The sequence below is a fragment of the Geodermatophilus sp. DF01-2 genome (assembly GCF_004571065.1).
Classification (GTDB): Bacteria; Actinomycetota; Actinomycetes; order Mycobacteriales; family Geodermatophilaceae; genus Geodermatophilus.
The window spans coordinates 46,960-71,122 of sequence record NZ_SPQN01000005.1; the positions used below are offsets into that span (position 1 = coordinate 46,960).

General features: G+C 72.4%; 24 protein-coding genes. 17 read left to right on the forward strand and 7 right to left on the reverse strand.

The genetic code is table 11. The features are described from left to right. Positions 1-155 precede the first annotated feature (155 nt). Complete coding sequence (locus E4P41_RS23545) at positions 156-1,706, reverse strand: GAF domain-containing protein (RefSeq protein ID WP_280659014.1); 1,551 nt, start codon at positions 1,704-1,706, stop codon at positions 156-158. Between the two features lie 333 nt (positions 1,707-2,039). Here E4P41_RS23545 and E4P41_RS03010 point away from each other — a divergent pair, with 333 nt between their 5' ends. The 3 genes from E4P41_RS03010 to E4P41_RS03020 all read left to right on the forward strand — a co-directional run bounded on the left by E4P41_RS03010 (position 2,040) and on the right by E4P41_RS03020 (position 4,755). Then, positions 2,040-2,309, forward strand: a complete 270-nt coding sequence (locus tag E4P41_RS03010; protein ID WP_135139398.1) for a hypothetical protein — start codon at positions 2,040-2,042, stop codon at positions 2,307-2,309. Positions 2,310-2,518: 209 nt separating this feature from the next. Further along, positions 2,519-3,547 carry a glucosyl-3-phosphoglycerate synthase gene (locus E4P41_RS03015; protein WP_280659016.1) on the forward strand — a complete coding sequence of 343 codons (1,029 nt, stop codon included), beginning with the start codon at positions 2,519-2,521 and terminating at the stop codon, positions 3,545-3,547. Next, complete coding sequence (locus E4P41_RS03020) at positions 3,544-4,755, forward strand: glycosyltransferase (protein WP_135139400.1); 1,212 nt, start codon at positions 3,544-3,546, stop codon at positions 4,753-4,755. The genes E4P41_RS03015 and E4P41_RS03020 overlap by 4 nt, the downstream gene beginning before the upstream one ends. Before the next feature lie 89 nt (positions 4,756-4,844). On the opposite strand, the gene E4P41_RS03025 is transcribed toward E4P41_RS03020, so the two are convergent. Then, complete coding sequence (locus E4P41_RS03025) at positions 4,845-5,318, reverse strand: MarR family winged helix-turn-helix transcriptional regulator (RefSeq protein ID WP_209307509.1); 474 nt, start codon at positions 5,316-5,318, stop codon at positions 4,845-4,847. 87 nt (positions 5,319-5,405) lie between these two features. Between E4P41_RS03025 and E4P41_RS03030 the strand changes: the two genes are divergently transcribed. The 7 genes from E4P41_RS03030 to E4P41_RS03060 all read left to right on the forward strand — a co-directional run bounded on the left by E4P41_RS03030 (position 5,406) and on the right by E4P41_RS03060 (position 10,934). Then, a complete protein-coding gene (locus E4P41_RS03030) occupies positions 5,406-5,957 on the forward strand; it encodes a universal stress protein (protein WP_135139401.1) in 552 nt (183 codons plus the stop codon). 217 nt (positions 5,958-6,174) lie between these two features. After that, a complete protein-coding gene (locus tag E4P41_RS03035; protein WP_135139402.1) occupies positions 6,175-6,477 on the forward strand; it encodes an urease subunit gamma in 303 nt (100 codons plus the stop codon). A 287-nt stretch (positions 6,478-6,764) separates the two neighbouring features. Then, complete coding sequence (gene ureB / locus E4P41_RS23770) at positions 6,765-7,061, forward strand: urease subunit beta (protein WP_348536454.1); 297 nt, start codon at positions 6,765-6,767, stop codon at positions 7,059-7,061. Beyond that, positions 7,054-8,763, forward strand: coding sequence for an urease subunit alpha (locus tag E4P41_RS03045; RefSeq protein WP_135139403.1), 1,710 nt, complete (start codon positions 7,054-7,056; stop codon positions 8,761-8,763). The genes ureB and E4P41_RS03045 overlap by 8 nt, the downstream gene beginning before the upstream one ends. Further along, entirely contained in the window at positions 8,763-9,467 is a 705-nt protein-coding gene (locus E4P41_RS03050) for an urease accessory UreF family protein (RefSeq protein ID WP_135139404.1), read from the forward strand. Before E4P41_RS03045 ends, E4P41_RS03050 begins: the two co-directional genes overlap by 1 nt. After that, the gene (gene ureG / locus E4P41_RS03055) at positions 9,457-10,152 is read left to right on the forward strand and encodes an urease accessory protein UreG (RefSeq protein WP_280659026.1); all 696 of its coding nucleotides are present in this window, start codon (positions 9,457-9,459) and stop codon (positions 10,150-10,152) included. Before E4P41_RS03050 ends, ureG begins: the two co-directional genes overlap by 11 nt. After that, positions 10,152-10,934 (forward strand): urease accessory protein UreD, encoded by a 783-nt coding sequence (locus tag E4P41_RS03060; protein WP_167760890.1) that lies wholly within the window; start codon positions 10,152-10,154, stop codon positions 10,932-10,934. Before ureG ends, E4P41_RS03060 begins: the two co-directional genes overlap by 1 nt. Before the next feature lie 287 nt (positions 10,935-11,221). Here E4P41_RS03060 and E4P41_RS03070 read toward each other — a convergent pair whose 3' ends face one another. Genes E4P41_RS03070 through E4P41_RS21885 form a run of 3 tightly spaced genes read right to left on the reverse strand, consistent with a single transcriptional unit; the run spans position 11,222 to position 13,563 of the window. Then, positions 11,222-11,914, reverse strand: coding sequence for a response regulator transcription factor (locus E4P41_RS03070; protein WP_135139406.1), 693 nt, complete (start codon positions 11,912-11,914; stop codon positions 11,222-11,224). Continuing rightward, a complete protein-coding gene (locus E4P41_RS03075; RefSeq protein ID WP_209307511.1) occupies positions 11,911-13,398 on the reverse strand; it encodes a HAMP domain-containing sensor histidine kinase in 1,488 nt (495 codons plus the stop codon). The genes E4P41_RS03070 and E4P41_RS03075 overlap by 4 nt, the downstream gene beginning before the upstream one ends. A gap of 6 nt (positions 13,399-13,404) precedes the next feature. After that, the gene (locus E4P41_RS21885; RefSeq protein ID WP_167760891.1) at positions 13,405-13,563 is read right to left on the reverse strand and encodes a hypothetical protein; all 159 of its coding nucleotides are present in this window, start codon (positions 13,561-13,563) and stop codon (positions 13,405-13,407) included. A 617-nt stretch (positions 13,564-14,180) separates the two neighbouring features. Between E4P41_RS21885 and E4P41_RS03080 the strand changes: the two genes are divergently transcribed. The 3 genes from E4P41_RS03080 (at position 14,181) to E4P41_RS03090 (ending at position 19,035) form a co-directional block, all read left to right on the forward strand. Further along, complete coding sequence (locus tag E4P41_RS03080) at positions 14,181-15,149, forward strand: phosphotransferase (RefSeq protein ID WP_167760892.1); 969 nt, start codon at positions 14,181-14,183, stop codon at positions 15,147-15,149. Then, positions 15,146-17,200: a hypothetical protein gene (locus tag E4P41_RS03085; RefSeq protein WP_135139409.1), complete on the forward strand. Its 2,055-nt coding sequence runs from the start codon at positions 15,146-15,148 to the stop codon at positions 17,198-17,200. Before E4P41_RS03080 ends, E4P41_RS03085 begins: the two co-directional genes overlap by 4 nt. A 62-nt stretch (positions 17,201-17,262) precedes the next feature. Beyond that, positions 17,263-19,035, forward strand: a complete 1,773-nt coding sequence (locus E4P41_RS03090) for an ABC transporter ATP-binding protein (protein ID WP_135139410.1) — start codon at positions 17,263-17,265, stop codon at positions 19,033-19,035. A gap of 101 nt (positions 19,036-19,136) precedes the next feature. On the opposite strand, the gene E4P41_RS03095 is transcribed toward E4P41_RS03090, so the two are convergent. Beyond that, positions 19,137-19,670 carry a copper chaperone PCu(A)C gene (locus E4P41_RS03095; protein WP_135139411.1) on the reverse strand — a complete coding sequence of 178 codons (534 nt, stop codon included), beginning with the start codon at positions 19,668-19,670 and terminating at the stop codon, positions 19,137-19,139. A 285-nt stretch (positions 19,671-19,955) separates the two neighbouring features. Between E4P41_RS03095 and E4P41_RS03100 the strand changes: the two genes are divergently transcribed. From E4P41_RS03100 to E4P41_RS03110, 3 genes are all read left to right on the forward strand, one after another. Continuing rightward, the gene (locus E4P41_RS03100; protein WP_135139412.1) at positions 19,956-20,258 is read left to right on the forward strand and encodes an urease subunit gamma; all 303 of its coding nucleotides are present in this window, start codon (positions 19,956-19,958) and stop codon (positions 20,256-20,258) included. Between the two features lie 101 nt (positions 20,259-20,359). Beyond that, positions 20,360-20,752, forward strand: a complete 393-nt coding sequence (locus E4P41_RS03105; protein ID WP_135139413.1) for an urease subunit beta — start codon at positions 20,360-20,362, stop codon at positions 20,750-20,752. Beyond that, positions 20,745-22,454: an urease subunit alpha gene (locus E4P41_RS03110; RefSeq protein ID WP_135139414.1), complete on the forward strand. Its 1,710-nt coding sequence runs from the start codon at positions 20,745-20,747 to the stop codon at positions 22,452-22,454. Before E4P41_RS03105 ends, E4P41_RS03110 begins: the two co-directional genes overlap by 8 nt. A 64-nt stretch (positions 22,455-22,518) precedes the next feature. Here the strand turns inward: E4P41_RS03110 and E4P41_RS21890 are convergent, their stop codons facing one another. Further along, the gene (locus tag E4P41_RS21890; RefSeq protein WP_167760893.1) at positions 22,519-22,950 is read right to left on the reverse strand and encodes a zinc-binding dehydrogenase; all 432 of its coding nucleotides are present in this window, start codon (positions 22,948-22,950) and stop codon (positions 22,519-22,521) included. A gap of 577 nt (positions 22,951-23,527) precedes the next feature. On the opposite strand from E4P41_RS21890, the gene E4P41_RS03120 reads away from it, so the two are divergent. Then, positions 23,528-24,145, forward strand: coding sequence for a TetR/AcrR family transcriptional regulator (locus E4P41_RS03120; protein ID WP_135139416.1), 618 nt, complete (start codon positions 23,528-23,530; stop codon positions 24,143-24,145). The last annotated feature ends 18 nt before the right edge of the window (positions 24,146-24,163 follow it).

The window sequence follows — 24,163 nt, forward strand, 5'->3', positions numbered from 1 at the left end:
GGGCGTCGACCGGTCGGAGAACTCGATTCGGCCTGCCGATCCACGAGCCCCGTCTCATCGGCCTCACCGAGCCCATCTCCGCCCGGGAAGAGCCACAAACCCCACTCGGAGCGATACAAGGGCGCACGGGGGACGAGGCGCGGCTGCAGCTGTGGTCAGCCGAGGATCTCCCTGGTGACGGCGGTCTGCTCGGTCAGGACGCCGCCGATGAGCTGCTGGGTCTCGTCGATCTGCCCGACGACGGCGCTGATCTGGGCCAGAGCGTCGACGACGCGCTCGACCTGCCCCTGGATGGCGTTCACCTTGGTGTCCACGTCCTGGGTCGCCCGGGCGGTCTCGGCGGCGAGCTCCTTGACCTCGCCGGCCACCACGGCGAACCCGCGCCCGGCCTCGCCGGCCCGGGCGGCCTCGATCGTGGCGTTCAGGGCGAGCAGGTTGGTCTGGTCGGCGATCCCCCGGATGACCTTGACGACCTTGCCGATGTCGGCGCTGGCCCCGCCGAGCTCGGCCACCTCACGGTTGGCCTCGTCGGTCAGCCGCCGGCCGTCACCGGCCACCGCGGCGGCCGACAGCACGTTGCGCTCGACCTCGGTGATGGACTGCAGGAGCTGCTCGCCCGCGGTCCGTAGCTGCTTCGCCGCGGTGAAGCGCTCGAGGGCCTGGCCGAGCAGGAAGGCCGCGTTGCGCAGGGCATCCTCCCGACCGGCCGACAGCGTCAGCGTGGTGGTCGCGAAGAAGTCCATGGTGCCGACGACCTCGCCGCCGACCAGGATGGGCAGGCACACGCCCGACTTGACACCGGCCCGCTGGGCGGCCGGGGCGCGGACGCAGTCGGTCACCTCGGCCAGATCCTCGACGAACACCAGGTCCCGCGTGCGCCAGGCCCGCCCCGACAGGCCGACGCCCTCCTGGAAGGAGGCCGCGAGCGTGACCTCGCGGAACTCCCGGCCCGCATCGCCGGACTCGGTGGCGAAGCGCAGCACCCGCTCGGCCGGGTCGATCGCCCAGTAGGAGGCGTAGGCCCACCCGAAGCCCTGACGGATCGTCGCCAGCGCCTGCGACATCGCCTCGTCCAACGTCCGTGCCCCGGCCACCGCCCGGAGCACGCTGTTGACCGCCGCCGTGTCCTCGGCCGCCTGCGCCTGCCGTTCACCGGTGGCCACCCGCTCGATCGCCTGGGACACCAGCTGCCCGATGCGGCGCAGCGTCTCCAGCCGCTGCGCGGACGGCGACAGCGTCTCGGTGGCGAAGAAGTCCATCGTCCCGGTGACTCTGCCGTCCTCCATCAGCGGGAAGCAGACACCGCTGCGCACCCCGACGCGCTGTGCCACCGGGGCCCGAACGCAGTCGCGGACCTCGCCGATGTCGGGGACGAAGACGAGGTCACGGGACCGCCAGGCCCGCCCGGACAGGCCCACGCCTTCCCGGAAGGACGCCGCGAGGGTGACCCGCCGGAACTCCTCGCCCGCGTCGCCCGACTCCTGCACGAACCGCAGCGCGTTCCCGACCGGATCGATCCGCCAGTAGGAGCCGTAGGCCCAATCGAAGCGTTCCCGCACCAGGTCCAGCGCGATGCGCACCGCCTCCTCCGACGTCCGAGCGTCGGCCAGCGCCTTCACCACGGCGGTCACCGCGTCGACGTTGGCGCGCGCCTCGACGACCTCCGCGTCGCCCTCCAGCGCCTGACGGCGGTCCCTGAATCCCAACAACTCCAACTCCTCGCCTCGGTCTCGGTTTCGGTGCCGGTATGCGGCACGTCCGTTCGCGCATCGGCGCGCAGGTGCCCGGCCGTCGCGATCGACTGCGCCTTCTGTCGGCATGCCGCAGCTGCGGCTTGAGTCCGATGTCGTTCCGCCGGGCCGAACCCGTCGGAGCGACGGGCATCGACGGCGAAGCCTGCCGACACACCGGTCAGGCCCCCGTGCACCGCCCGCTGGGGCGAGGCCGATGCGCAGCGAGTCGCTGGCATGTGACCGAAGGGCGTGGGTAGGGGCCAGGGCAGCCGTGCGGACGTGCGGCTGTTGACGAGGGGAGAACCCGTGCCTGACGTATCTCAGCCCATCACCGACAACAGCGTGAAGGTGCGCCAGCTCAGCCACTACCAGTTCAGCTGGGTGGCCGGTGAGCCCGGGAAGCCCGGCACCTTCACCCTGCAGTTGGTGCTGGACCAGGGTGCCTGGGAAGAGGTCCTGACCGTGGACCGGGACGACGCCGACGTCCTCCAGGACCTGCTGGCGAACACCGGCACCGTCCACTACGACGTCGGTCGGCGTGTGCTGATGTTCGGCGTCACCCCGGCCGGCAGCTGACATCCACAGGAGCGCGCGAGGGCCCGCCGACCGGCTCGTACCGGGTCGGCGGGCCCTCGCCCTGGCCGGAGCAGGACCTGGTCTTGAGCACTCCCCTCGGGCCGACGTGACGACGTTCACCGGGGGTGCGCGACCCGCGCGGGGCATGAACCGATCGGACGACTTCTCGACGGCCGGCGTCCGCGCGAACGACGAAGATCCCCGGCGCCATGCGGCCGGCAACGGATCCCGAACCAGCGACTGGAGTGTGGGCTGTGCAGACCGATGTCTCGCGGTGGCTGAGCCGCCGGACCTATGTGGGCGCCGACTATGACGCGGCCACCCTGTGCGAGGCCAAGCGCCGCCGGGGCGTCACGGTCAGCGTGGTGCTCCCGGCGCTCGACGAGGAACGCACGGTCGGCGCGATCGTCTCGGCCATCCGCCGCGAGCTCGTGGAGCGCACCCCGCTGGTCGACGAGCTGGTGGTGGCCGACAGCGGCTCCACGGACCGCACGGCCGCCGTCGCCGCCGCGGCCGGTGCCCGGGTGATCACCGTGGACGACCTCCTCCCGTCCCACGGACAGGTCCCGGGGAAAGGCGAAGCGCTGTGGAAGTCCCTGTACGCCACCGATGGTGACCTCGTCGTCTTCGTGGACTCCGACCTGGTCGCCTTCGACGCCCAGTTCGTCGTCGGTCTGCTCGGTCCACTCCTCTCCGACCCATCCGTGGGGTACGTCAAGGCGCTCTACGACCGCCCGCTGACGACGGCGGAGGGGATGATCCCGACCGGCGGGGGCCGGGTGACCGAGCTGCTCGCGCGGCCGCTGCTCAACGCCCTGTGGCCGGGGCTGGCCGGCTTCGTGCAGCCCTTGTCCGGCGAGTACGCCGGGCGTCGGGAGCTGCTGGAACAGGTGCCGTTCGTCTCCGGCTACGGCGTCGAACTGGGCCTGCTGGTCGACCTGGCCGAGGTGGCCGGCATCGACGCTCTCGCGCAGGTCGACCTGGGCACCCGTCAGCACACCCATCAGTCCGACGCCGCACTGGGCCGGATGGCCGGACAGATCTTGCAGACCGCCTTGGCGCGCTGTCCTGACATCGCTGTCCGGAACGACGCCCTGATGCAGTACGTGCGCACCGGCATGGAGGTCGAGCCGGTGACCTGGGACGTCGGCGTGCGCCAGCGGCCGCCGATGCGGACGGTGCCGGCCTACGCCGCCCGCCGGTCGGCCAGGGAGGCCCGGCTGGGGCGGTCGGCGTGAAGATCCTCATGGACGCCGGGCCGTGGCTGGCGGTGCCACCCGGGGGGTACGGCGGGGTGGAGAACGTCGTCGCCACCTTGACGACCGAGTTGCGCCGTCGGGGACACAGCGTGGTCCTGGCCACCGTGGGGGAGAGCGACCTCCCGGTGGAGGAGCGCGTGGCGGCCTTCCCCACCGGGCAGTTCGGCCGCCTGGCCGCGCCCTATCCGGGGGTGGTCGGCATCGCCCACGCCCACGAGCAGGTCGTGCTGGACACGATCGGGCGGCACGCCGCCGCCGGGCAGCCGTTCGACATCGTGCACACGCACGTGGAGGTCGTCGGCCCGGCCGTGCTGGGAGCACTGGGCCGGAGCGGCCCGCCGGTGCTGGCCACGCTGCACTGGGACCTGCACCGCAACGCCGACTTCTGGGCCGGCTTCGACGGCCGAGGCCGGGTGTTCTACGCCGGCGTCTCCGCCGCTCAGGTCGCCCGCGGACCGGAACTCCTGCGGCGCCAGACCCTCGGCGCCGTCCCACTGGCGGTGCCGCTCAGCCGGCATCCCCGGCCGGCGGCACCCTCCGAACGCCGTCCGGACGTGGTCGCGCTCGGACGGATCACGCCGCTCAAGGGCACCGCCGTCGCGGTCCGCGCGGCGCGGCAGGCCGGGCTGCCGGTGGTGCTGGCCGGGCCGGTGGCCGGACGCCCGGACGAGGCGTCCCTGCGCCGGAACCTGGCCGACCCGGCGGCGCACCTGCACGGCAACGTCGACGTCCGCTACTTCCTCGACGAGGTGGCACCGCTGCTGGACGGTGTGACCGCCCGGTGGATCGGCAACGTCTCCGGAGAGGCCAAGGACGACCTGCTGCGGTATGCGCAGGCCGCACTCTTCCCGATCGACTGGGAGGAGCCGGGCGGCACAGCGGTCTGCGAGGCGCTGGCCGCCGGGACGCCCGTCGTGGCGATGGCCCGCGGCTGCCTGCCCTCGCTCGTCGAGCCCGGAGTGACCGGGTTCCTCGCCGAGGACGAGGCCGGCTTCGCACGCGCCGTCGGCCGACTCGACGAGCTCGACCCGGCTGCCTGCATGGCCGCCGCCCGCCGCCGGTTCGCCCCGGCGTCGATGGCCACGGCCTACGAACGGCTCTACTCCGAGGCGATGGCCCTCGCCGGCGGTACCGGGACGGTGGCCGGGCGAGCCCAGGACATTTCGGGATCGGCGAAGTCGGCATGACGCCGTCCCCTCGACGGCGGGACACGGTCGAGGTCGTGCCCCACAGGTAGCCGTCGACGCTCTTCTCCGACGGGCGGTGGCCGGTCTCCTCAGTCGCCCGAGTGCCAGCGGGGGAGCGCCAGGGCGGCGTCCATGCGCCGGAGCTCGTCCCGGTGCAGGGCGCTGAGTCGACCCAGGAGCTGCTCGCCCTCGCCGGTCAACGCCACCCGGACGGCGCGGGCGTCGTCCGGGTCCGGCATCCGGCGGACGAGGTCCTGTCGCTGCGCCCGGGTGACCAGCTCGACGACGCTGTGATGGCGCAACTGCAGTCGATCGGCCAGCTCCCGGACGACGGCCCAGTCCCGCCCCGGAAACCCCTTGATCGCCAGCATGAGCTGGTACTGCTGCGGGGTGAGGCCGTGCTGCCGCACCGCTTCTTCGCTGAAGCGCAGATAGCGGCGGATGCCGAACCGGAATCGGGCCAAGGCCTCGAAGTCCTCCTTGGTCAGCCGGCCTCCGTCCGGCGATTCGTCGTCCGACCCGGACCTGCGGCTGCCGACCGACGGTCCCTCGTCACCTGCCACGGTGGAAACATATCGTGTTACGATGGCTTCGTCGGCGTCGGGTGCCGCAGACGAGCTCCTGCGGTCATTGGCGCAGAGGAGACGATCATGACCGGCAACGGGTCGACCGGTTCCACCACCGACGCGGTCGCGGATTCCGTCGGCGCCCCGGGCGTGGAGGAGAACCTGCGGTCCGTCACCGGCGTCGTCGTCGGGGACGACGGTTCAGCGGCGTCCCGGGATGCGGTGCTCTGGGCTGCCGAGGACGCCGCCCGGCGTGGCGCCCCACTGCACGTCGTCCGCTGCTGGCAGATGACCACCGCTCCCCAGCCCGGCTCCTGGAAGGTCGGTTACATCCCTCCCTTGGAGGACTGGGAGCAGGCGGTGATCCGGGAGCTCGACGCCGCGTGGGCGTCGCTGCGGGACCGGGTTCCCGAGCTGCGCCTCCATGCCGTGCACGGCAGGCCGGGTCGCGTGCTCGTCGAGGCGTCCCGGGACGCCGATCTCGTCGTCGTCGGCTCGCGCGGCCACGGCCGGCTCGCCGACCTCGTTCTCGGCTCGGTCGCCACGGACGTCGCGCGCGAAGCGCAGTGCCCGGTCGTCATCGTCCGGCCCCGGACCGACCGTCCCGGCGAAGACGACGCCACCAGGGCCGGCTGATGCCGACGAGTGGCGTCGGCGCGCCGCCCGTGTAGCTCCCTCAGGTCGAGAGCCCACCGGTCTGCGCGCCGCCTCGGCCCCAGCCGACCGGTGGGACGACGAGCCGGTGCACAGCGGGCGTGCTCGGACGACCTGTGTGACGCTGACCACGCCAGCGCCCTGACCTCTCGAAGTCGCCGAGGTCGCAGAGGCGGTAGGTCGGTGGAGGGAGACCAGGATGTTGTTGACCCTCAAGGAGCGGGAGAAGCTGCTGATCTTCACCGCCTCCGAGCTGGCACTCAAGCGGAAGGCCCGAGGTCTCAAGCTCAACCTCCCCGAGGCCACCGCGGTCATCACCGCCTTCCTGCTGGAAGGGGCCCGTGACGGGCGTTGCAAAGCGGACCTGCAGAACGACGGCCGCCACGTGCTCACCCGCGAGGACGTGATGGACGGGGTTCCGGAGATGCTGGCCCAGTTGCACGTCGAGGCGACCTTCCCCGACGGGACCAAGCTGATCACTCTGCCGGAGCCGATCCAGTGAACCGGCTCGGTCAGCGGGTCAAGGACACGCTGTCCAACCGGATGCAGCAGCCCGGCGGGGCAGGGCAGTCGCTGACGAGTCGCGCGCTGGCCTGGGCGCAGCACGCGGCGGAGCGCAACCCGGGACTGGCGAAGCTGGCCGGCCGGATGGCGAGCCCGATGCCGCCGCCGTCCAGGACGCGTCCCGGCAGCGGGAAGGACGTCCCGCTGGGGTCGGGCAAGGGAGGCGCGATCGCGATCACCCATCCCGGTGCCGACTCCTCGGCCCGCCCCGGCACGCCCGGCGAGATCCTCTACGGCGAGGGGCCGATGGAGATCAACGTCGGGCGCGAGGCCGTCACGGTGACCGTCGTCAACACGGCGGACCGGCCGATCACCGTGGGCTCGCACTACCACTTCGCCGAGGCCAACCCGGCACTCTCCTTCGACCGACAGGCCGCCTGGGGACGACGGCAGAACATCATCGCCGGGGGCATGACCCGCTTCGATCCCGGGTCTCGCCAGGAGATCGAACTGATCCCGTTCGCCGGGCGGCGCATCGCCGCCGGTTTCCGCGGCGAGTGCGCGGGCCCGCTCGATGGCTGAGATCGAACGCCAGGAGTACGTGGCGACGCTGGGCCCCACGACGGGCGACCGGCTGCGCCTGGCCGACACCAGCCTCGTCATCGAGATCGAGGAGGATCACTGCGTCGGCGGCGACGAGAACGTCTTCGGCGGCGGCAAGTCCGGCCGTGAGTCCCAGGGCCAGTCGCACACCCCACGCACTGAGGGCACGCCCGACCTGATCGTGACCAACGTGGTGATCCTGGATCACTGGGGCATCGTCAAGGCCGACGTCGGCATCCGGGACGGGCGCTTCACCGCCGTCGGCAAGTCCGGCAACCCCGACATCATGGACGGCGTGCACCCCGATCTCGTCGTCGGGCCGTCCACGGAGATCATGAACGGCACGGGGCTGATCATGACCGCGGGTGCGATCGACACCCACGTGCACCTGGTGTCCCCGCCCATGGCCGAGGTGGCGCTGGACGCCGGCATCACGACCATCGTCGGCGGCGGCACCGGTCCGACCAGCGGCTCGCAGGCGACGCTGGCCACGCCGGGCGCCTGGTGGCTCGAGCGCATGTTCGAGGCGATGGATCCGTGGCCGGTGAACGTGGCGTTCCTGGGCCGCGGTACCACCGTCTCGGAGGACGCGCTGTGGGAGCAGCTGCGCGCCGGAGCCGCGGGCTTCAAGTGCCACGAGGACTGGGGCGCCACGCCGGCAGTGATCGACGCCGCGTTGAGGGTCGCCGACGCGTCCGGCGTGCAGGTCGCGATCCACAGCGACACCCTGAACGAGGCGGGCTTCGTCGAGGACCTGCTGCGCACGGCCGCCGGCCGGACGTTCCACGCCTATCACACCGAGGGCGCCGGCGGCGGGCACGCGCCCGACATCATCCGCATCGCCGCCGAGGCCCACGTGCTGCCCTCCTCGACGACGCCCACGCGGCCGTTCACGGTCAACACCGCGGACGAGCAGCTGGACATGGTGCTCGTCGCCCATCACCTCAACCCGAAGGTCCCGGCCGAGCTGCAGTTCGCCGAGAGCCGGGTCCGGGCGACGACGATCGCGGCGGAGGACGTCCTCCAGGACATCGGCGCGATCTCGGCGATGTCCTCCGACGCCCAGGCGATGGGCCGGCTCGGGGAGACGGTGCTGCGCACCTGGCAGACCGCCCACGTGATGAAGGAGCTGCGCGGCCCGCTGCCGGGCGACGGCCGGGCCGACAACCACCGGGCCCGCCGCTACGTCGCCAAGTACACGATCTGCCCCGCCGTGATCCACGGCCTCGAACGCGAGATCGGGTCGATCGAGGTCGGCAAGCTGGCCGACTTCGTGCTCTGGGAGCCGGCGCTGTTCGGCGTCAAGCCGACCTCGGTGTTCAAGGGAGGCATGGCCGCGATGGCCATGCTGGGGGACCCGAACGCCTCGGTGCCCACCCCGCAACCGGTGCTCGCCCGGCTCGGCTACAACACGCACACGCGGGCCGCGCAGGCCACCAGTCTCGCGTTCGTCTCCCCGTCGGCCCTGGACGACGGCCTGGCGGACCGGCTCGACGTGCACCGGCGGCTGGTGGCGGTGGAGAACGTCCGCGGCCGGACGAAGGCCGACCTCCCGCTCAACGATGCGCTGCCGGAGATCGACGTCGACCCGGACACCTTCCAGGTGCGCATCGATGGCGAGGTGGTCGACCATTCGCCGGTCACCGACCTGCCGATGACCCAGCGCTATTTCCTCTTCTGATGGCCGGCACGGGCGCCGCGGAGGCGACAGGGGCCGACGCGGCCGCGGCGCTCCTGCTGCTGTCCGACGGTCGCCTTCCGGCCGGGGGACACGCCCACTCCGGCGGGCTCGAGGCGACGGTAGCCGCCGGCCGGGTGCACGACGTGGCCTCGTTGGAGGGGTTCCTCCGCGGCCGCGCCGCCACCAGCGGAACGGTGGCGGCCGCCTTCGCGGCCGCGGCGTGCGCCAGGGTGATCCGCGGTGAGGTCGCCGACCTGGGAACCCTCGACGCGGAGCTGGACGCCCGCATGCCCTCCCCGGCGCTGCGGGCGACCTCGCGCAAGCTGGGCCGCCAGCTCCTGCGCGCCGTCCGCGTGATCCGGCCGCACCCCTGCTGGGACGAGATCGGCACCAGCCCGCACCATCCTCTGGTGCTCGGCGCCGCTTGCGCGGCTGCCGGACTGCCGCCCAGGGCAGCCGCGCTGGCCGCCGTCCACGACGCGGTGGTCGGGCCGGCCACCGCCGCCGTCCGGCTGCTCGGCCTCGACCCGTTCGCGACCCACGCCGCCCTGGCGCGGCTGGGGCCGATGCTCGACCGGATCGCCGCCGATGCCGACAGCTGTGCCGTCGGCGACCCCGCCGACCTACCAGCCGACAGCGCTCCGCTGCTCGACCTCGCCGCAGAACAGCACGCCACCTGGGAGGTGCGTCTCTTTGCTTCCTGACCACGATCTCGCCGATGCCGACCACGAGCACCCACACCCGCACACCGATCCCGCCGGCACCCTGCCGCGCACCCCCGGCCGGGCGCTGCGGATCGGCATCGGCGGCCCGGTCGGATCGGGCAAGACCGCGCTCGTCGCCGCGCTGTGCCGCGCCCTCGGCAGCGAGGTGGACCTGGCCGTGGTAACCAACGACATCTACACCACCGAGGACGCCGACTTCCTGCTCCGCAACGGCGTCCTGCCCGAGCAGCGCGTCCGCGCCGTCGAGACCGGCTGCTGCCCGCACACCGCCATCCGCGACGACATCTCGGCCAACCTGGAGGCGCTGGAGGATCTCGAAGAGAGCCTGCCGGGGGTGGAGCTGCTGCTGGTGGAGAGCGGCGGGGACAACCTCACGGCGACGTTCAGCCGCGGCCTGGTCCACCACCAGATCTACGTGATCGACGTCGCCGGTGGCGACAAGGTGCCGCGCAAGGGCGGTCCGGGCGTGACCCGAGCTGATCTCCTGGTCATCAACAAGACCGACCTGGCCGACCGCGTCGGTGCCGACCTGTCGGTGATGGACCGCGACGCCCGGGCCCAGCGCGGCGAGCTGCCGACGATCTTCCTGTCCCTGACCGAGGACCCCACCGCCGCTCCGGTGGCCGCCTGGGTGCGGGCCTGCCTCGCCAGCAGCCGGGAGTGATGCGCGCCAGAGCCGAACTGGCCACGGACTACATCCAGCGGACCGATGGCAGAGGCCGAAGTCGCATCACCACGCTGCGCTCGGAATCGCCCTTGATGCTGCGGCCCACCTTTCCCAAGGGGCCCGAGCCGTGGACTGACGGAGCCGCGAATGTCGCCCGGGTCTGCCTGGCCGCTGGCGCAGCCGGCCCGGTCGGCGGGGACGAGCTGGTCCTGCGCGTCGACGTCGGGCGGGACAGCACCCTGGTACTGCGCGACGTGTCCGCGACCCTGCTGCTCCCCGGCCCGGGCGGCGAGCAGTCGAGCACCCGGGTCACCGTCCACGTCTGCTCCGGAGCCACCCTCGTCTGGATTCCGGAGCCGGTGATCGCCGCGCACGGCTGTCGCCACCGCAGCGACATCCGGGTCGACCTCGACCCCGGCGCTCGTCTGCTGCTCAGGGAGGAGCTGCTGCTGGGCCGGCACCGCGAGTCGCCCGGAACCGTGTACCAACACCTGCGGGTCCGGCTCGACGGCCGGCCGCTGCTCAACCAGCAGCTGAGCGTCGGACCCGGCGCCCCCGGCTGGGGCAGCCCCGCGGTGACCGGCGGACGACGGGCACTGGGAACGCTCCTCGTCGTCGACCCCCGCTGGTCCGATGACCCGCCACCCGCCGCTGCGCTCGACGGCGACAGCGCCGTCCTCCCGCTCAACGGGCCGGCGGCGCTCGTGAGCGCGGTCGCCACCGACAACCTCTCGCTGCGCCGCAGCCTGGACGTCGGACTCGATCGCCTCACGGGATGAGGGGTGGCAGGGGCAGCGCCGACGGCCGCAGTTCCCTGCACTGCTCTCACTGCGCGGACCTGCGGAGAGCGACGGCGTAGCGGTGCTGCCGCCGACTTCGCGGCGGCGTGCACGGCGGGCTCGGCCGCACCGCCATGCCGGGTAACGCGCCGAACAGTCGCAGCCAACGTCGACCCCCGTCATGCCGGTCAGCCGCAGATCCGACAGCGTGCCGAGGCTGAAGGCGAGAGCGGCGTGCTTGGAAGCTGGGGATACCGCGTCGAGCGGTTTCCCCGATGGGAAGCTGCTCAGCCTTCCATGGTGGATCGGCGGCGTGAGTGCAGCCGGTAGCCCATTCCACGCAGCGTCTCGATCCGGGTGTCACCGAGCTTCCGGCGCAGGTAGCGCACGTAGACCTCGACGACGTTGGAGCCGGGGTCGAAGTCCAGTCCCCAGACATGGCTGAGCAGCTGTTCGCGGGTCAGAACTTGGTCGACATGGCGGAAGAACACCTCGGCGAGGGCGAACTCGCGGGCGGTCAGCGCTACCTCTGCGGTCCCGCCGTCGACCAGGATCCTGCGGGTGCGCAGGTCGAGGGTCATGTCACCGGCGCGCAGCATCGTGGGTTCCGGTGCCCGTCCCGGACCCCTGAGCCGGAGCCGGACGCGGGCGAGCAGCTCGTCGAAGCCGAAGGGCTTGCGGATGTAGTCGTCGGCGCCGCTTTCCAGGCCGGTGACGGTGTCGGCGACGCTGTCGCGGGCGGTCAGCACGACCACGGGCAGGTCGATCTTCTCGGCGCGCAGCAATCGCAGCACGGTCAAACCGTCGGTGATCGGCAGCCCGAGGTCGAGCACCATCAGGTCGAATGCGCCGGTGCGGGCGTACTGGTAGGCCGACTCCCCGTCCGCGACCACGGTGACGACGAACCCGTTGCTGCGCAAGCCGTTCTCGAGGAACGAGGCGATGCGCGGTTCGTCCTCGGCGACCAGGATGCGGCTCACCGGCGCGCCTCGGATCGGCCGGTGGCCGCGGTTGCCGTGTCGTGGTGGTGGCCGTCGGCCGGCACCAGCGGCAGGTCGAGGATGAACGTCGAGCCCTTCCCCGGTGTGCTGTCCAGCAGTACCCGACCGCCGTGGGCGTGGGCTATCGAGGCAACGATGGCCAGGCCGAGGCCGGCCCCATCACCCCGGCGGCCGCGGTCACCGCGGTGTCCGGTGCGGGCGAAGCGGTCGAAGATGCGGGCGCAGTCCTCGGGGGCGATGCCGGTGCCGGTGTCGCTGACGCCGAGCCGGAGCCGGCCGTCGACCACCGTGGTGCCGATCGAGATCGCGTCCTCGGGCCGGGTGTGGCGTACCGCGTTGGCGGCCAGCTGCATCAATGCCTGGGTCAGCCGTTGGCCGTCGGCGAGCACTGTCTGCTCGGCCGCGTCGGACACCGTCCACTGCCGGTCGCCCAGCGCGCTGGCCTTGGCCAGGACCTCCATCACCAGGTCGGTGACGTCGACCTCGGAGAGGTCCAGGAAGTCGGGGCGTTCGGCCTTGGCCAGCAGCATCAGGTCGTCGACCAGACGGTTCATCCGGTGCAGCTCGTCGAGCACGAGGGCGAGGGTCCGCGAGCGTTCCGCTGGTTTGTCGCTGATCAGCTCGAGGTGGCCGCGGATCACGGTGATCGGCGTGCGCAGCTCGTGGCTGGCATCGTCCAGGAGTTGGCGCTGGCCGGCGAAGGCGCTCTGCAGACGGTCGAGCATCTCGTTGAAGGTGTGCGCCAGGGCGGCGACGTCGTCGGTGCCGGTCACGACGATCCGCTGGTCGAGGTCGGACTCGCGGATCGTTTCGGCGGTCCGGCGTAGTGTCCGGATCGGGGCCAGGACCCGGCCGGCGACCTGCCAGCTCGCCAGGCCCGCCAGGGTCAATGCCACGAAGCTGACCACCGCCAGCACCCGGACCGTCGAAGCCACCCGCTCCTCGACCGGCGCGGCGAACTCGACCACCACCAGGGCGCCGGTGTCCGGGGCACCCTCCAGGCGCACCGGGAAGACGGCGTACCGGGCCGGGCCGGCAGCGCTGGCCACCGTTCCGGACTCCGGCTGGCTCAGACCGGCGATGCGGGACACGAATCGGGGGTCGGTGTCCAGCCGGGCCGGCGGCTCGGCGCGGGCGCGGTGTGCGGGACGGCCGTCGACCAGGCTGAACAGCGTCTCGTCGGCGTCGGGAACGGCCTCCGCGAGGTAGCCGGCAAGCAGGTTCCGAACCTCGCGGTAAGGCTCGCCGGTGGCCGGGTCCACGGCTCGTTCCGCGTAGTCGCGCAGCTTGTCGCCTTCGTGAACCAGTTCCTGGTCCAGTTCGGCCTCGGCCCGCTCGGTCAGCACGCGAGCGGCGATGACCAGTTCCGCGCTCAGGGCCAGCGCCACCAGCAGCATCATCCAGCCGATGATCCGACTGCGCGCGCTCGGACCTGCGGCGCGCGGCGCGGTGTGGTCGGACACGTCGATTCAGCTGTCGGTGTCGTCGTCAGCACCGTCGTCGTCAGGGTCGGTGCCGTCGTCGGTGCTTCCGTCGTCGATGTCGACGCCACTGCCGGCGCCCCCGTCGTCGATGCCGTCGTCGTCATCGTCGTCGTCCCCGGCTGTCGGCGCGGGTCCGCCGGTCACCCTGGCGGCTCCCGGCGGTGCTGAGGGCGGGATGGGAGGCGCGGTGGTCGGAGCCGTGGCGGTGGTCCCAGGCGGAGGCGGTGCGGGATCGACCGCTCCCGGGTCGTCCGGCTGGGTCGATGGGCCGATCGGGGGAGCGACCGCGGATGTGCTCGGCCGGTCTCCGGCGGGACCGACCACGACCACGCCGCCCAGATCTGCCGGTGGGTGGTCGAGCACCGCTCCACCGAGCGCCCACGCGGCAGCCAAGAGCAGCAGCGTCGCCCCCAGGAGCGCAGCCGTTCGGCGACGAGTCATGCCGCCAAGCCTCCTCCACAGAGCTTGCGGCCCGATAAGCCGGAGATGAGACGACTCTCAGCTCCAGGGTGCCGCTGGCACCCGTCCCGGGCGATCGACATGAGAAATCTGTAAAGCAGCGCCAAGGCAGGTCTTATCCGGGTCGCGCAGCGTCGTAGACGACGAATCCGGTGACGACCGCAGGAGCGCGTGCACACATGGTGGCCCGTTCGCAACGCCAGCCCCGGCCCGACCTCCGACAGCTGGTGACCACGTCCGGTCAGTCGGGCGGGGAAGTGACCTCGCGGATCGAGTTCGACGGGGCACCCACCGTTGAGGCCATGCAGTGGGCGCGCGGCGTCCTAGCCGAGGCTGTCCCGGCCCTGGTCGGGAAGACCGCTGGGGTTCGTGTGCTGCGCGGCGGACCGAAGCGGTTGGCCGTGCTCGACATGAGGGCCGGCCCCGGGCTGGTGCTCAAGCAGTACTCCGATGACCGGGGCGCGTGGACCCGGCGCTGGCTGCAGCGCCTGGCCGAGGCGGGTTTCGCCCCGCCGGGCCGGTTCGCGGTCACGCCGGCGCCCGGATGGTCCGGCACGCACCGCACGCTGGTCACCGAGGTGGCGCCCGGAGCCGCCTGGACGGACTGGCTGCTCGCTCCGGCAGCGGACCGGGACGTCGCCGCGGTCGCCGCCGCCGACTGGCTGACCGCGCTGCAGGCGCTGCCGGTCGCGCTGCCCGACCGCACCGGCTACCGCGCGGGCGAGGAGTTGCGCCGCGAGAGCGGCCGGCTCGCCGATCGGTACCCCGACTCCGCCGATCGACTCCTCCGGGTCGCCGACGCCGCCCACGGCCGGCTGTACGGCGATCCGAGCTCGCCTGGTACCGGACTGGTGGCCTCCCACGGTGACCTGCACCCGGAAAACCTCCACCTGGCGGCCGGTGGTCCGTTGACGGTCACCGCCATCGACCTCGACACAGCCGGGCTGCGCCGGCCGGCCTACGACGCCGGATACGCCCTGGGCCAGCTGCTGGTCGTCTCGTGGATGCGCACCGGCTCCTTCCAGCCCGGAGCGGCCGCGGGCCTGGCGTTCTGGCGACGCTGGACGGCCTGTGGCGGCACCGACGCCGAGGCGGTCCCGGCGGAGGTCGCCCGTGCGCTGGTGCAGAGCCTGCACTTCGAGCTGATCACCTACCGCACGGGCCGCGCCGACCTGCTCGACCGCTGGCTGGGCGTCGCCATCGCGGTGCTCGCCGGCGGCGTCCCCGCCACCTTCTCCGCCCTCACCACCGGACAGGAGCCCACGTCGTGACGGCCGCCCCGATCGCCTTCGTGCATCACGCCAACCAGTTCGTGATCACCGACGGGTACCCAGACCGCGACGGGATCAGCACCACCGCGTCCGGTTACGACGCGGTCCTGTCCTTGCACGTCGACCACGGCATCCCGGCGGCGCTGCACATCTCCGGCCCGGTGCTGGAGGCCATCGCCTGGCACCGGCCCGCCCTGTTGGCCCGGTTGCGCCAGCACCTGGCCAGCGGTCTGGTCACCCTGGTCGGCGGCACCTACGGGGAGAACGTGATGCCGCTGGCCTCGGCGCGGCACAACCGTCGGCAGCTGCGGGCGTTCCACGACCTGGCCGAGGACCTGCTCGGGGTGCCCCGGCGACGGCTGAAGACGGCGTGGGTGCCCGAGCGGGTGTGGGCCACCGGTGCATGCGCGCCGCCGCTGCGGGACGCCGACGCCACCGGCGTCCGCTACGAGCGGGTGCTGCTGGACGACCGGCTGGCACACCCCCTGAGCGACGGCCGCTACCCGGGCAGCACACGGGAGGCCTTCGATGCCGCCGGCCCCTACCGCTGGTTCAGCGACGGCTTTCCCCCCACCATCCGCGGGCAGCTGCACTTGGGGTCGCTGGCGCCGTACCGGATCGCCGACGGCGACGGGCTGGTCGCCGTCCCGATCGCCTCCTCCCTGCGCTATCTGGTGCCGCCGCACGACCCGGACCACCTGCGGCTGCTCACCGAGCTCGCCGCGGACGCGCACCGGGCCCCCGAGGGATCGCTGCTGGTGTTCGCCGACGACCTCGAGCGAGTCGCCGGCGTCGCCGGGTGGGAGCAGGGGCTGGAACGGTACGCCCGGTTCCTGCGCTGGCTGGCCCGCAGCGAGGCGCTGCAGCCGGTCGCGCTCGACGACTGGTGCGACCGGGTCGTTCCCACGCCGGAGATCCCGGTGGAGGCCGGCGCCTACTACGAGCTGGCGCACCAGTACGGCGCCGGGGAGGACTACGGCCGCTGGGGCGACGACCCGCGGTGGCGCCCTTCTGCCGAGCGCCTCGACCGGGTCGAGGCCGCGGTGGAACAGGCCGAACAGGACGGCGCCGATCCCGGGCTGTGCGCGCTGGCCGAGCGGCTGGTGCTGTTGGGCCGCCACGAGACCGCCTGGCAGGACCCCGACGTCGGCGGCGGACGTGCCCCGGCCCCGTGGGTGCTGACGACCGCCGCACACGCCGCCGACGCACTGCCCGTGCTCGCCGCCGCCCGGTGGGCCGCCGACCGGATCGCGCACGGCCTGCGGGTCCTGGTCACCGACGTGGACGGGGACGGCGAGGACGAGCTCGTCCTCAGCAGCCACCGGCTGTTCGCCGTGCTCTCGCCCCGGCACGGTGGACGACTGAGCCTGCTGGTGCGCCGCGACACCGATCCCGACGGGACGTCGCGGGCGGTGGTCGTGGTCGGCAACCCGGCCGACCACTGGAACTTCCAGACCGAGTTGCACCAGCACATGCAGGCGCCGCCGAACCATCCCGGCGCGCTGGCCGTGCTCGGCACCGAGACCCACCGGCACGAGCTGGGCCGGGTCGAGGTCACCGCCCAGACTGCGGTCGTGGAACTGATCGACGTCGAGCCCGGCCCCGACCGGGGCCTGACCAAGCAGGTGCTCCTCACGGCAGACGGCACCGCGCTGGTGGCTTGCGTTCGACGCAGCGGTCTGCCGGGAGAACTGCGGACGACGGTCGCGCTGTCCCCGGACTACCCCGCCCTCCTGCGTACCGGCCGCAACGCCACGAGCCCCATCCACGGCCGGACGTGGTGGGGCGCTCGCACCGCGACGGTCGACGCGTGGGTCGCGCACGACCCGGCCGAACACACCGGCTCGCTGATCGGCACCAGCCCGACCACCGGACACGCCCTGGTCGGTGGGGTCGACGGCTGTGGCCGGCACCTGCACCTGGTCCTGGGTACCGGCCCGGTCGACGACGGCACCGGTCCGGCGCTCATCGCCGCCGTCGACGGCCACCTGCATCCAGGCACGCCGGCCGAGCCGACCGGCACGATGGCCGCGGCGTCCGGAGTGTGGTGAGGGCGGCCATGGCCTGCGGCCCGAGAGGGTGTCGACGACGCCGCGGGATGAAGGGGTGACCCGTGCTTGAGCTCCTGCGCCGCTTCGGCTCCACCCTGCGCCCCTACCGAACTCCGATGGTGACCGGTGGCGTCATGGTGCTGGTGGTGGCGGCCATCGAGCTGGCGCTGCCGTGGCCTCTGAAGGTCGTGGTCGACGACGTGCTCCAGCAGCGCGCTCCCGACGGCCTGCTCGCCGCGTTGCTCGGCCCGCTCGCCGACTCACCGACAGCCGTGCTGGCCGCCTGCGCCCTGGCCCTGGTGGCGCTGGCCGCGCTGGTCGCGCTCGGCACCTATCTGTCGTCCAGGCTGCTGCAGGGAGTCGGGGAACGGATCATCGCCGACCTGCGCACCGACATCTTCGCGCACCTGCAGCGGCTGTCCCTGGCCTTCCACGACCGGCAGCGGGTCGGCGACCTCGCCAGCCGGCTGACCGGCGACGTGGCAGCCATCCAGGCGCTGCTGGTCGCCGCCTTCAGCACCCTGCTGCCCAACCTCGCCCTGCTCGTCGGCATCGTCGTCGTGGCGGTGTTCATCCAGCCGGTCTTCGCCGTCCTGCTGCTGTGTGTCGCTCCGGCCCTGTACGCCGTCGTCCGGCACTACCGCGGCGCCATCAAGCAGGCCTCCCGCGAGGCACGCACCCACGAGGGGCGCGTCTCCAGCCACGTCACCGAAACCTTGTCGACGATCCGCCTGGTGCAGTCCTTCGCCGCCGAACGCCGCGGTCTGGAGCGGTTCCGCACCCACTCCCAGGCCCGGCTGGACGCCGGGCTGCGACAGGTCGACCTGCAGTCCCGCCTGCCGGCCGCCGTCGAGGTCATCGCCCAGGCCGGCCGCGCCGCCGTGCTGTTCGTCGGCGCCACCCTGGTGCTGCGCGGACAGCTCAGCCTGGGCGTCCTGCTCGTGCTGCTGGCGTACCTGCAGCAGGTGTACGCCCCGATGAAGGCCCTGGCCCGGCTGTCCTCGACGATCAGCAAGGCCCAGGCCGCGGCGGAGCGCATCGACGACGTGCTGCACTCCACCGCGGTGATCTCCGAGCGCCCCGGCGCTGCGCCGGCTCCGCCGCTGCACGGCGACATCGAACTCAGGCGGGTCTCCTTCGCCTACGAACCCGGAGGCCCGGTGCTGCACGACGTGTCCCTGCACGCCCGGCCCGGCCAGGTCGTGGCGCTGGCCGGACCGACCGGGGCCGGCAAATCCACCATCGCCAGCCTCGTCCCCCGCCTCTATGACGTCACCGCGGGGGAGGTGCTCCTCGACGGACAGGACGTCCGCGACCTCACGCTGCGCTCGGTCCGCAGCCAGATCGCCGTCGTCCCGCAGGACCCACTGATGATCTCCGGCACGGTCCTCGACAACATCGCCTACGGCGCCCCCCACGCCAGCCGCGACCAGCTGCTCGCCGCCGCACACGCCGCCTACGTCGACGAGTTCGCCGACCGCCTCCCGCACGGGTACGACACCCAGGTCGCCGAGGGCGGCGCATCACTGTCCGGCGGGCAGCGACAGCGCATCGCCATCGCCCGCGCCCTGGCAGCTGACACCCCAATCGTGGTGCTCGACGAACCCACCAGCGGGCTGGACGCGATCAGCGAGTCCTACGTGATGCGTGGCCTGGCTCGGCTCACCGCCGGACGCACCGTCCTGGTCATCGCCCACCGCCTGACCACCCTGCGCGACGCCGACCAGGTGTACGTCATCGAGCACGGATGCGTCGTCGACGCCGGCACGCACGCCGAACTCTCCGCCCGGGCAGGTCAGTACCGCGACATGACCGACATCCTCGTCGCACCGTGAACACCCTCGGGTTCTCCTCACGCTGCATCCTCGCCGGATGCGGTCGGGGCGGTCCCTCCGACCGGGGACGACCTGGGCAGCAGGCCCGTGTCCACCTCCGTTCAGTTGAGGAGCTGTCGCTGCTCGCGCAGGTACCGGTCGACCGTCAGCCGGAGCGGGGCGCTGACCACCGCATCGACGGTGACCGCGCCGGCGTTCTCGAAGGTGAAGGTGACCGGCATGGACTCGGCGGTCCGGAGGGTCTCGTCGATTCCGGTCAGGATGAGCACAGGTCCGGTGGGGCCACCGGAGAAGACCGTCTCACCGGGGGGGATGGGAATCGGCAGGGACGAGCTGCCTGGGGCTCCGTCGACGACCACCCCGGCGAAGTCAGGGCCGGACACGCCGACCAACTGATCCTCCTCCCTGCCGGTGTTGACCATCGCGAACTCGAGCCTGGCTGCGCTGCCGCCCTCGTAGACGCCTTCCGGCGGAGGCGCGAGCTGGATGTCGCGCAGCTCCATGTCCCCGACGGAGGCCTCGACGTCGGGAGCGCGGGTGTACGCCTCTTCCCCGCAGGCCGTCACGCCGACCGACGCCACCAGCAGCAGGCATCCCGTCGTGATGTGCACCAGCCGCCCGTTGACGTGTCCCATGACTCGGTTCCCCCTCGTCCGCTGACCGCCACGCATGCGGGTCCTGCCTCTCCGTCGCCGGCGCCCACCGAGGTCAGCGCCTGCGGGCTGTCTACCCATCGAGGAGACCTGGATACCCAGCCGGGGTCGCCGCTGCTCTAGCGGCGCTGACTGCGGTCTGGCATGGTGAGCGGGCCCAGAACCGGCAACCGAGCGTGAGACCTGCAGGTGGAACGGCCGTTCCCGGCAGCACGCGAGTCGGAACGACGTCCGCCGGCAGGGTCGTCCTCTCCCGAGGGGTGGCGGATGCTGCTGACGTTGCACGAGCGCGAGCGGCTGATGATCTACACAGCGGCCAAGCTCGCCGCCGAACGCAGGGACCGGGGCCTGAAGCTCAACCTGCCCGAGGCCACGGCGCTCATCACCTCGTTCCTCCTGGAGGGCGCCCGGGACGGCCGGACGGTCGCCGACCTGATGGAGGCCGGGCGGGACGTCCTGCGTCGGGACGACGTGATGGAAGGGGTCCCGGAGCTGCTGGGGATGTTGCAGGTGGAGGCGACGTTCCCGGACGGCACGAAGCTGATCACCGTCACGGCGCCGATCCCATGACGCGCCGCGGAGAGCACCCCAGTGACGACCCCGGCGGCCGGGGTCGGGCGCGCCGTGCGGAGCCGGACCGGCACCCGCACAGCGGATCGAACAACCCGAGCATGCCGCGGCGCCCGGGCACCGGTGAGCGGCAGGCGGAGCGGCGCCACTACACCGGGGACGAGCCGCACCGCGACGAGCCGCTGATCCCCGGGGAAGTGCTCTACGGCGACGACCCGGTGGTCATCAACGCGGGCAGGGACGTGCTCACCCTGCGGGTGGAGAACACCGCCGACCGGCCGGTCCAGGTGGGTTCGCACTACCACTTCGCCGAGGTCAATCCGGCCCTGCAGTTCGATCGGAAGGCAGCCTGGGGACGTCGGCTCAACGTCCTCTCCGGTGGCTCCATGCGTTTCGAGCCCGGCGCCGCCGAGCAGGTGGAGCTGATCCCGATCGGAGGCCAGCGGATCGTGGCCGGGCTCCGTGGGGAGTGCGGAGGAGAGCTCGGTGGGTGAGATCAGCCGGGCGGAGTACGACGCCTCCTTCGGACCGACGACCGGTGACCGCATCCGGCTGGCGGACACCAACCTGTTCATCGAAGTCACCGAGGACCGCTGCGCCGGCGGGGACGAGGCGGTGTTCGGCGGCGGCAAGTCCGTCCGGGAGTCGATGGGCCAGTCCCGCACGACGCGCGCGGAGGGCACCCCCGACCTGGTCATCACCGGTGCAGTGGTACTGGATCACTGGGGGGTGATCAAGGCCGACGTGGGCATCCGGGACGGCCGGATCGTCGCGCTCGGCAAGGCCGGCAACCCCGAGACGATGGACGGCGTCCACCCCGACCTGGTGATCGGCCCGTCCACGGAGATCACCGCGGGCAACGGCCTGATCCTCACTGCCGGCGCGATCGACACCCATGTGCACTACATCGTCCCGGACATGCTCGAGGAAGCGCTCGCCGCGGGGACCACCACCGTGGTGGGCGGAGGAACCGGCCCCACGGAGGGGTCCAAGGCCACGCTGGCGACCCCGGGTGCGTGGTGGCTGCAGCGGATGCTGGACGCGTTCGACCCGTGGCCAGTGAACGTGCTGTTCCTGGCCCGCGGCAACACCGTCTCTCACGAGGCGCTGTGGGAGCAGCTGCGTGGCGGGGCCGGCGGGTTCAAGGTTCACGAGGACTGGGGCGCCACCCCGGCCGCCGTCGACGCGGCGCTCAGCGTCGCCGACGAGTCCGGCGTGCAGGTCGCGATCCACAGCGACACCCTGAACGAGGCCGGGTTCGTGGAGAGCCTGCTGGCCGCCGTCAAGGGCCGGACGTTCCACGCCTACCACACCGAGGGCGCCGGCGGCGGCCACGCACCGGACATCATCCGCATCGCCAGCGAGCCGTACGTGCTCCCGGCCTCGACCAACCCGACGCGACCGTTCACCCACAACACGATCGCCGAGCACCTGGACATGGTGATGGTCGCCCACCACCTCAACCCGCAGGTGCCCAACGACCTGGCCTTCGCCGAGAGCCGGGTGCGCGCCGGCACGATCGCGGCCGAGGACGTGCTGCAGGACCTCGGCGCGCTGTCGATCATGTCCTCCGACGCGCTGGCCATGGGCCGGATCGGGGAGGTCGTGCTCCGGACCTGGCAGACCGCCCACCGGATGAAGCACGTGCGCGGCGCACTGCCCGGCGACGGTCGCGCCGACAACCACCGCGCCCGGCGCTACGTCGCGAAGTACACGATCTGTCCGGCGATCGCCCATGGGCTGGAGCGGGAGGTCGGCTCGGTCCAGGCCGGGAAGATGGCCGACCTGGTGCTCTGGCAGCCGGGGCTGTTCGGTATCCGGCCGTTCATGGTGTTCAAGGGCGGCATGGCTGCCCTCGCCGCCCTGGGAGACCCGAACGCCTCGGTGCCGACTCCGCAGCCGGTGCTGCCGCGCCTGGGGTTCAACGCGAAGAGCCCGGCGGCCGCGGACACCAGCGTGGCGTTCGTCGCCGCGGCCGCCATCGAGGACGGCCTGGCCGACCGGCTGGTCACCCGCCGGCCGCTGGTCCCCGTCGAGAGCGTGCGCGGGCGCACCAAGGACGACCTGCCGGAGAACACCGCCAGGCCCCGGATCGACGTCGACCCGGACACCTACAGCGTCCGCATCGACGGCGAGCTCATCGAGCACGCACCGGCCACGGACCTGCCGATGGCGCAGCGGTACTTCCTCTTCTGACCGGCAGAACCGAAGAGTGGTGGCCTGCGCCCGCCGGAACGGGTGCCGTCGGACAGAGCGGTGGTCACGGCTGCAGGGAGCCCGGAGAGGCGCGTGCCGGTCGCAGGAGGAGACGGACGCCGTGGGCCTGGCCGGCCTCCAGCCGCCGGTGGGCCTCGGCGGCCGCGCTCGAGGGCAGCACCTCGACCCGGCGGGGGTTGAGGGAGCCGTCGGCGAGGAGCTGGTTGACGCGGACCGCCGCAGTGGCGAGCTCGGAACTGCTGGCGTTGCTCATGGCGAATCCGACGATCCGGCCGTCGCGGCCGTAGAGCCCGCCCACGGGCAGCGCCGGGCGCGCGGCAAAGCCGGCCATGGCGATGATGCGGCCCCGGCGGGCGAGCAGGCCGACGGCCGCGTCGAGGTCGAGGGGGCCGGGGGTGTCCAGGTGCACGTCCACCCCATCGGGAGCGGCCTGCTCGATGCGCTGCACGAGGTGGGGGTCGCGGTAGTCGAGCACGACGGCGGTCCCGACGAACGGCAGCGGTCGAGGTCCGCGGCACCGGCGCCGGTGATCACCCGGGCGCCGGCCCGCGCGGCGAGCACGATCGCCGCACTGCCGACGTGGCCGGCACCTCCGGCTACGTACACGGTCTCGCCGCCCCGCAGACCGGCGTGGATGCTGAGAGCCAGGCGGGCGGTCGCGGCCGGATGCACCATCGCGACCGCCGCGTCCGGATCGGCGCCGTCCGGCAGCCGGTAGAGCCGATCGGCGCCCGTCGGCGGACTCGCCGCCACCAACGCAGTGAAAGCCGACTCGGCGATGGCAGGATGAGACGACAACGGAGCTCCGGTGGCCAGGCGTCTGTGAGCGGACACCTCGTGTTATCGGGGCTCCGTTGCTCATCCCGGGACCATCACGCCGCCGATCACCACTGCCGGCCAACGCCCTCGACGACCCATGGACGATCGTGAAACGGCCGTGGCCTGCAGACCGGCCCCGGGGCGTCCCTGGAGAGGGGTGGTGGTGTTGGCGGAGCGCATTTAACTGTCGAGTCAGTTAATATTGACCCACGACGCGACCTCCAGGAGGAAACGTGGGGCGACCCAGCGCCGAAGCGGAACGACGCCAACAGATCCTGACCGCCACGTGCAAAGTCGTGGCTGACCAGGGCTTCCGATCGTTGCGCGTCGCCGACGTAGCCGCGGCGATCGGGAGCTCCACCGGGACGGTGCACTACTACTTCCCCACCAAGCGCGACCTGCTGCACGCGGCCTTCGAGTTCAACTTCCGCAACTCCCTGGAACGCCGAAAGGTGATCCTGCACGGCGACGGCGACCCGGTCACGAAGCTTCGCGCCTTCGTCGACTCCTATGTGCCTGAGGGGCCGGAGACGGTCCAGGCGTGGCGGGTCTGGGCAGAGCTGTGGGTCGAGGCGATTCAGGAGCCTGACCTCCAGGTTCTCAACGACGCTGTGTATGGCGACTGGCGTTCGATCGTCGCCAGCATCATTCGCGACGGACATGACCAGGGCCTGATCGTGCGGGCCGATCCCGTCGTGCAGGCGAACATGCTGATCGGGCTCATCGACGGGCTGGCGATCCAGGTCATCCTCGGCTCGCACAGCATGGACGGCCCGCGGATGCGCAGGGTGTGCCAACAACTGCTCGACGGGTTCTGTGTGGACGTCGCCGAGGTCTTGCCGGTCAGCTGAACGATGAACCGTCCTGGA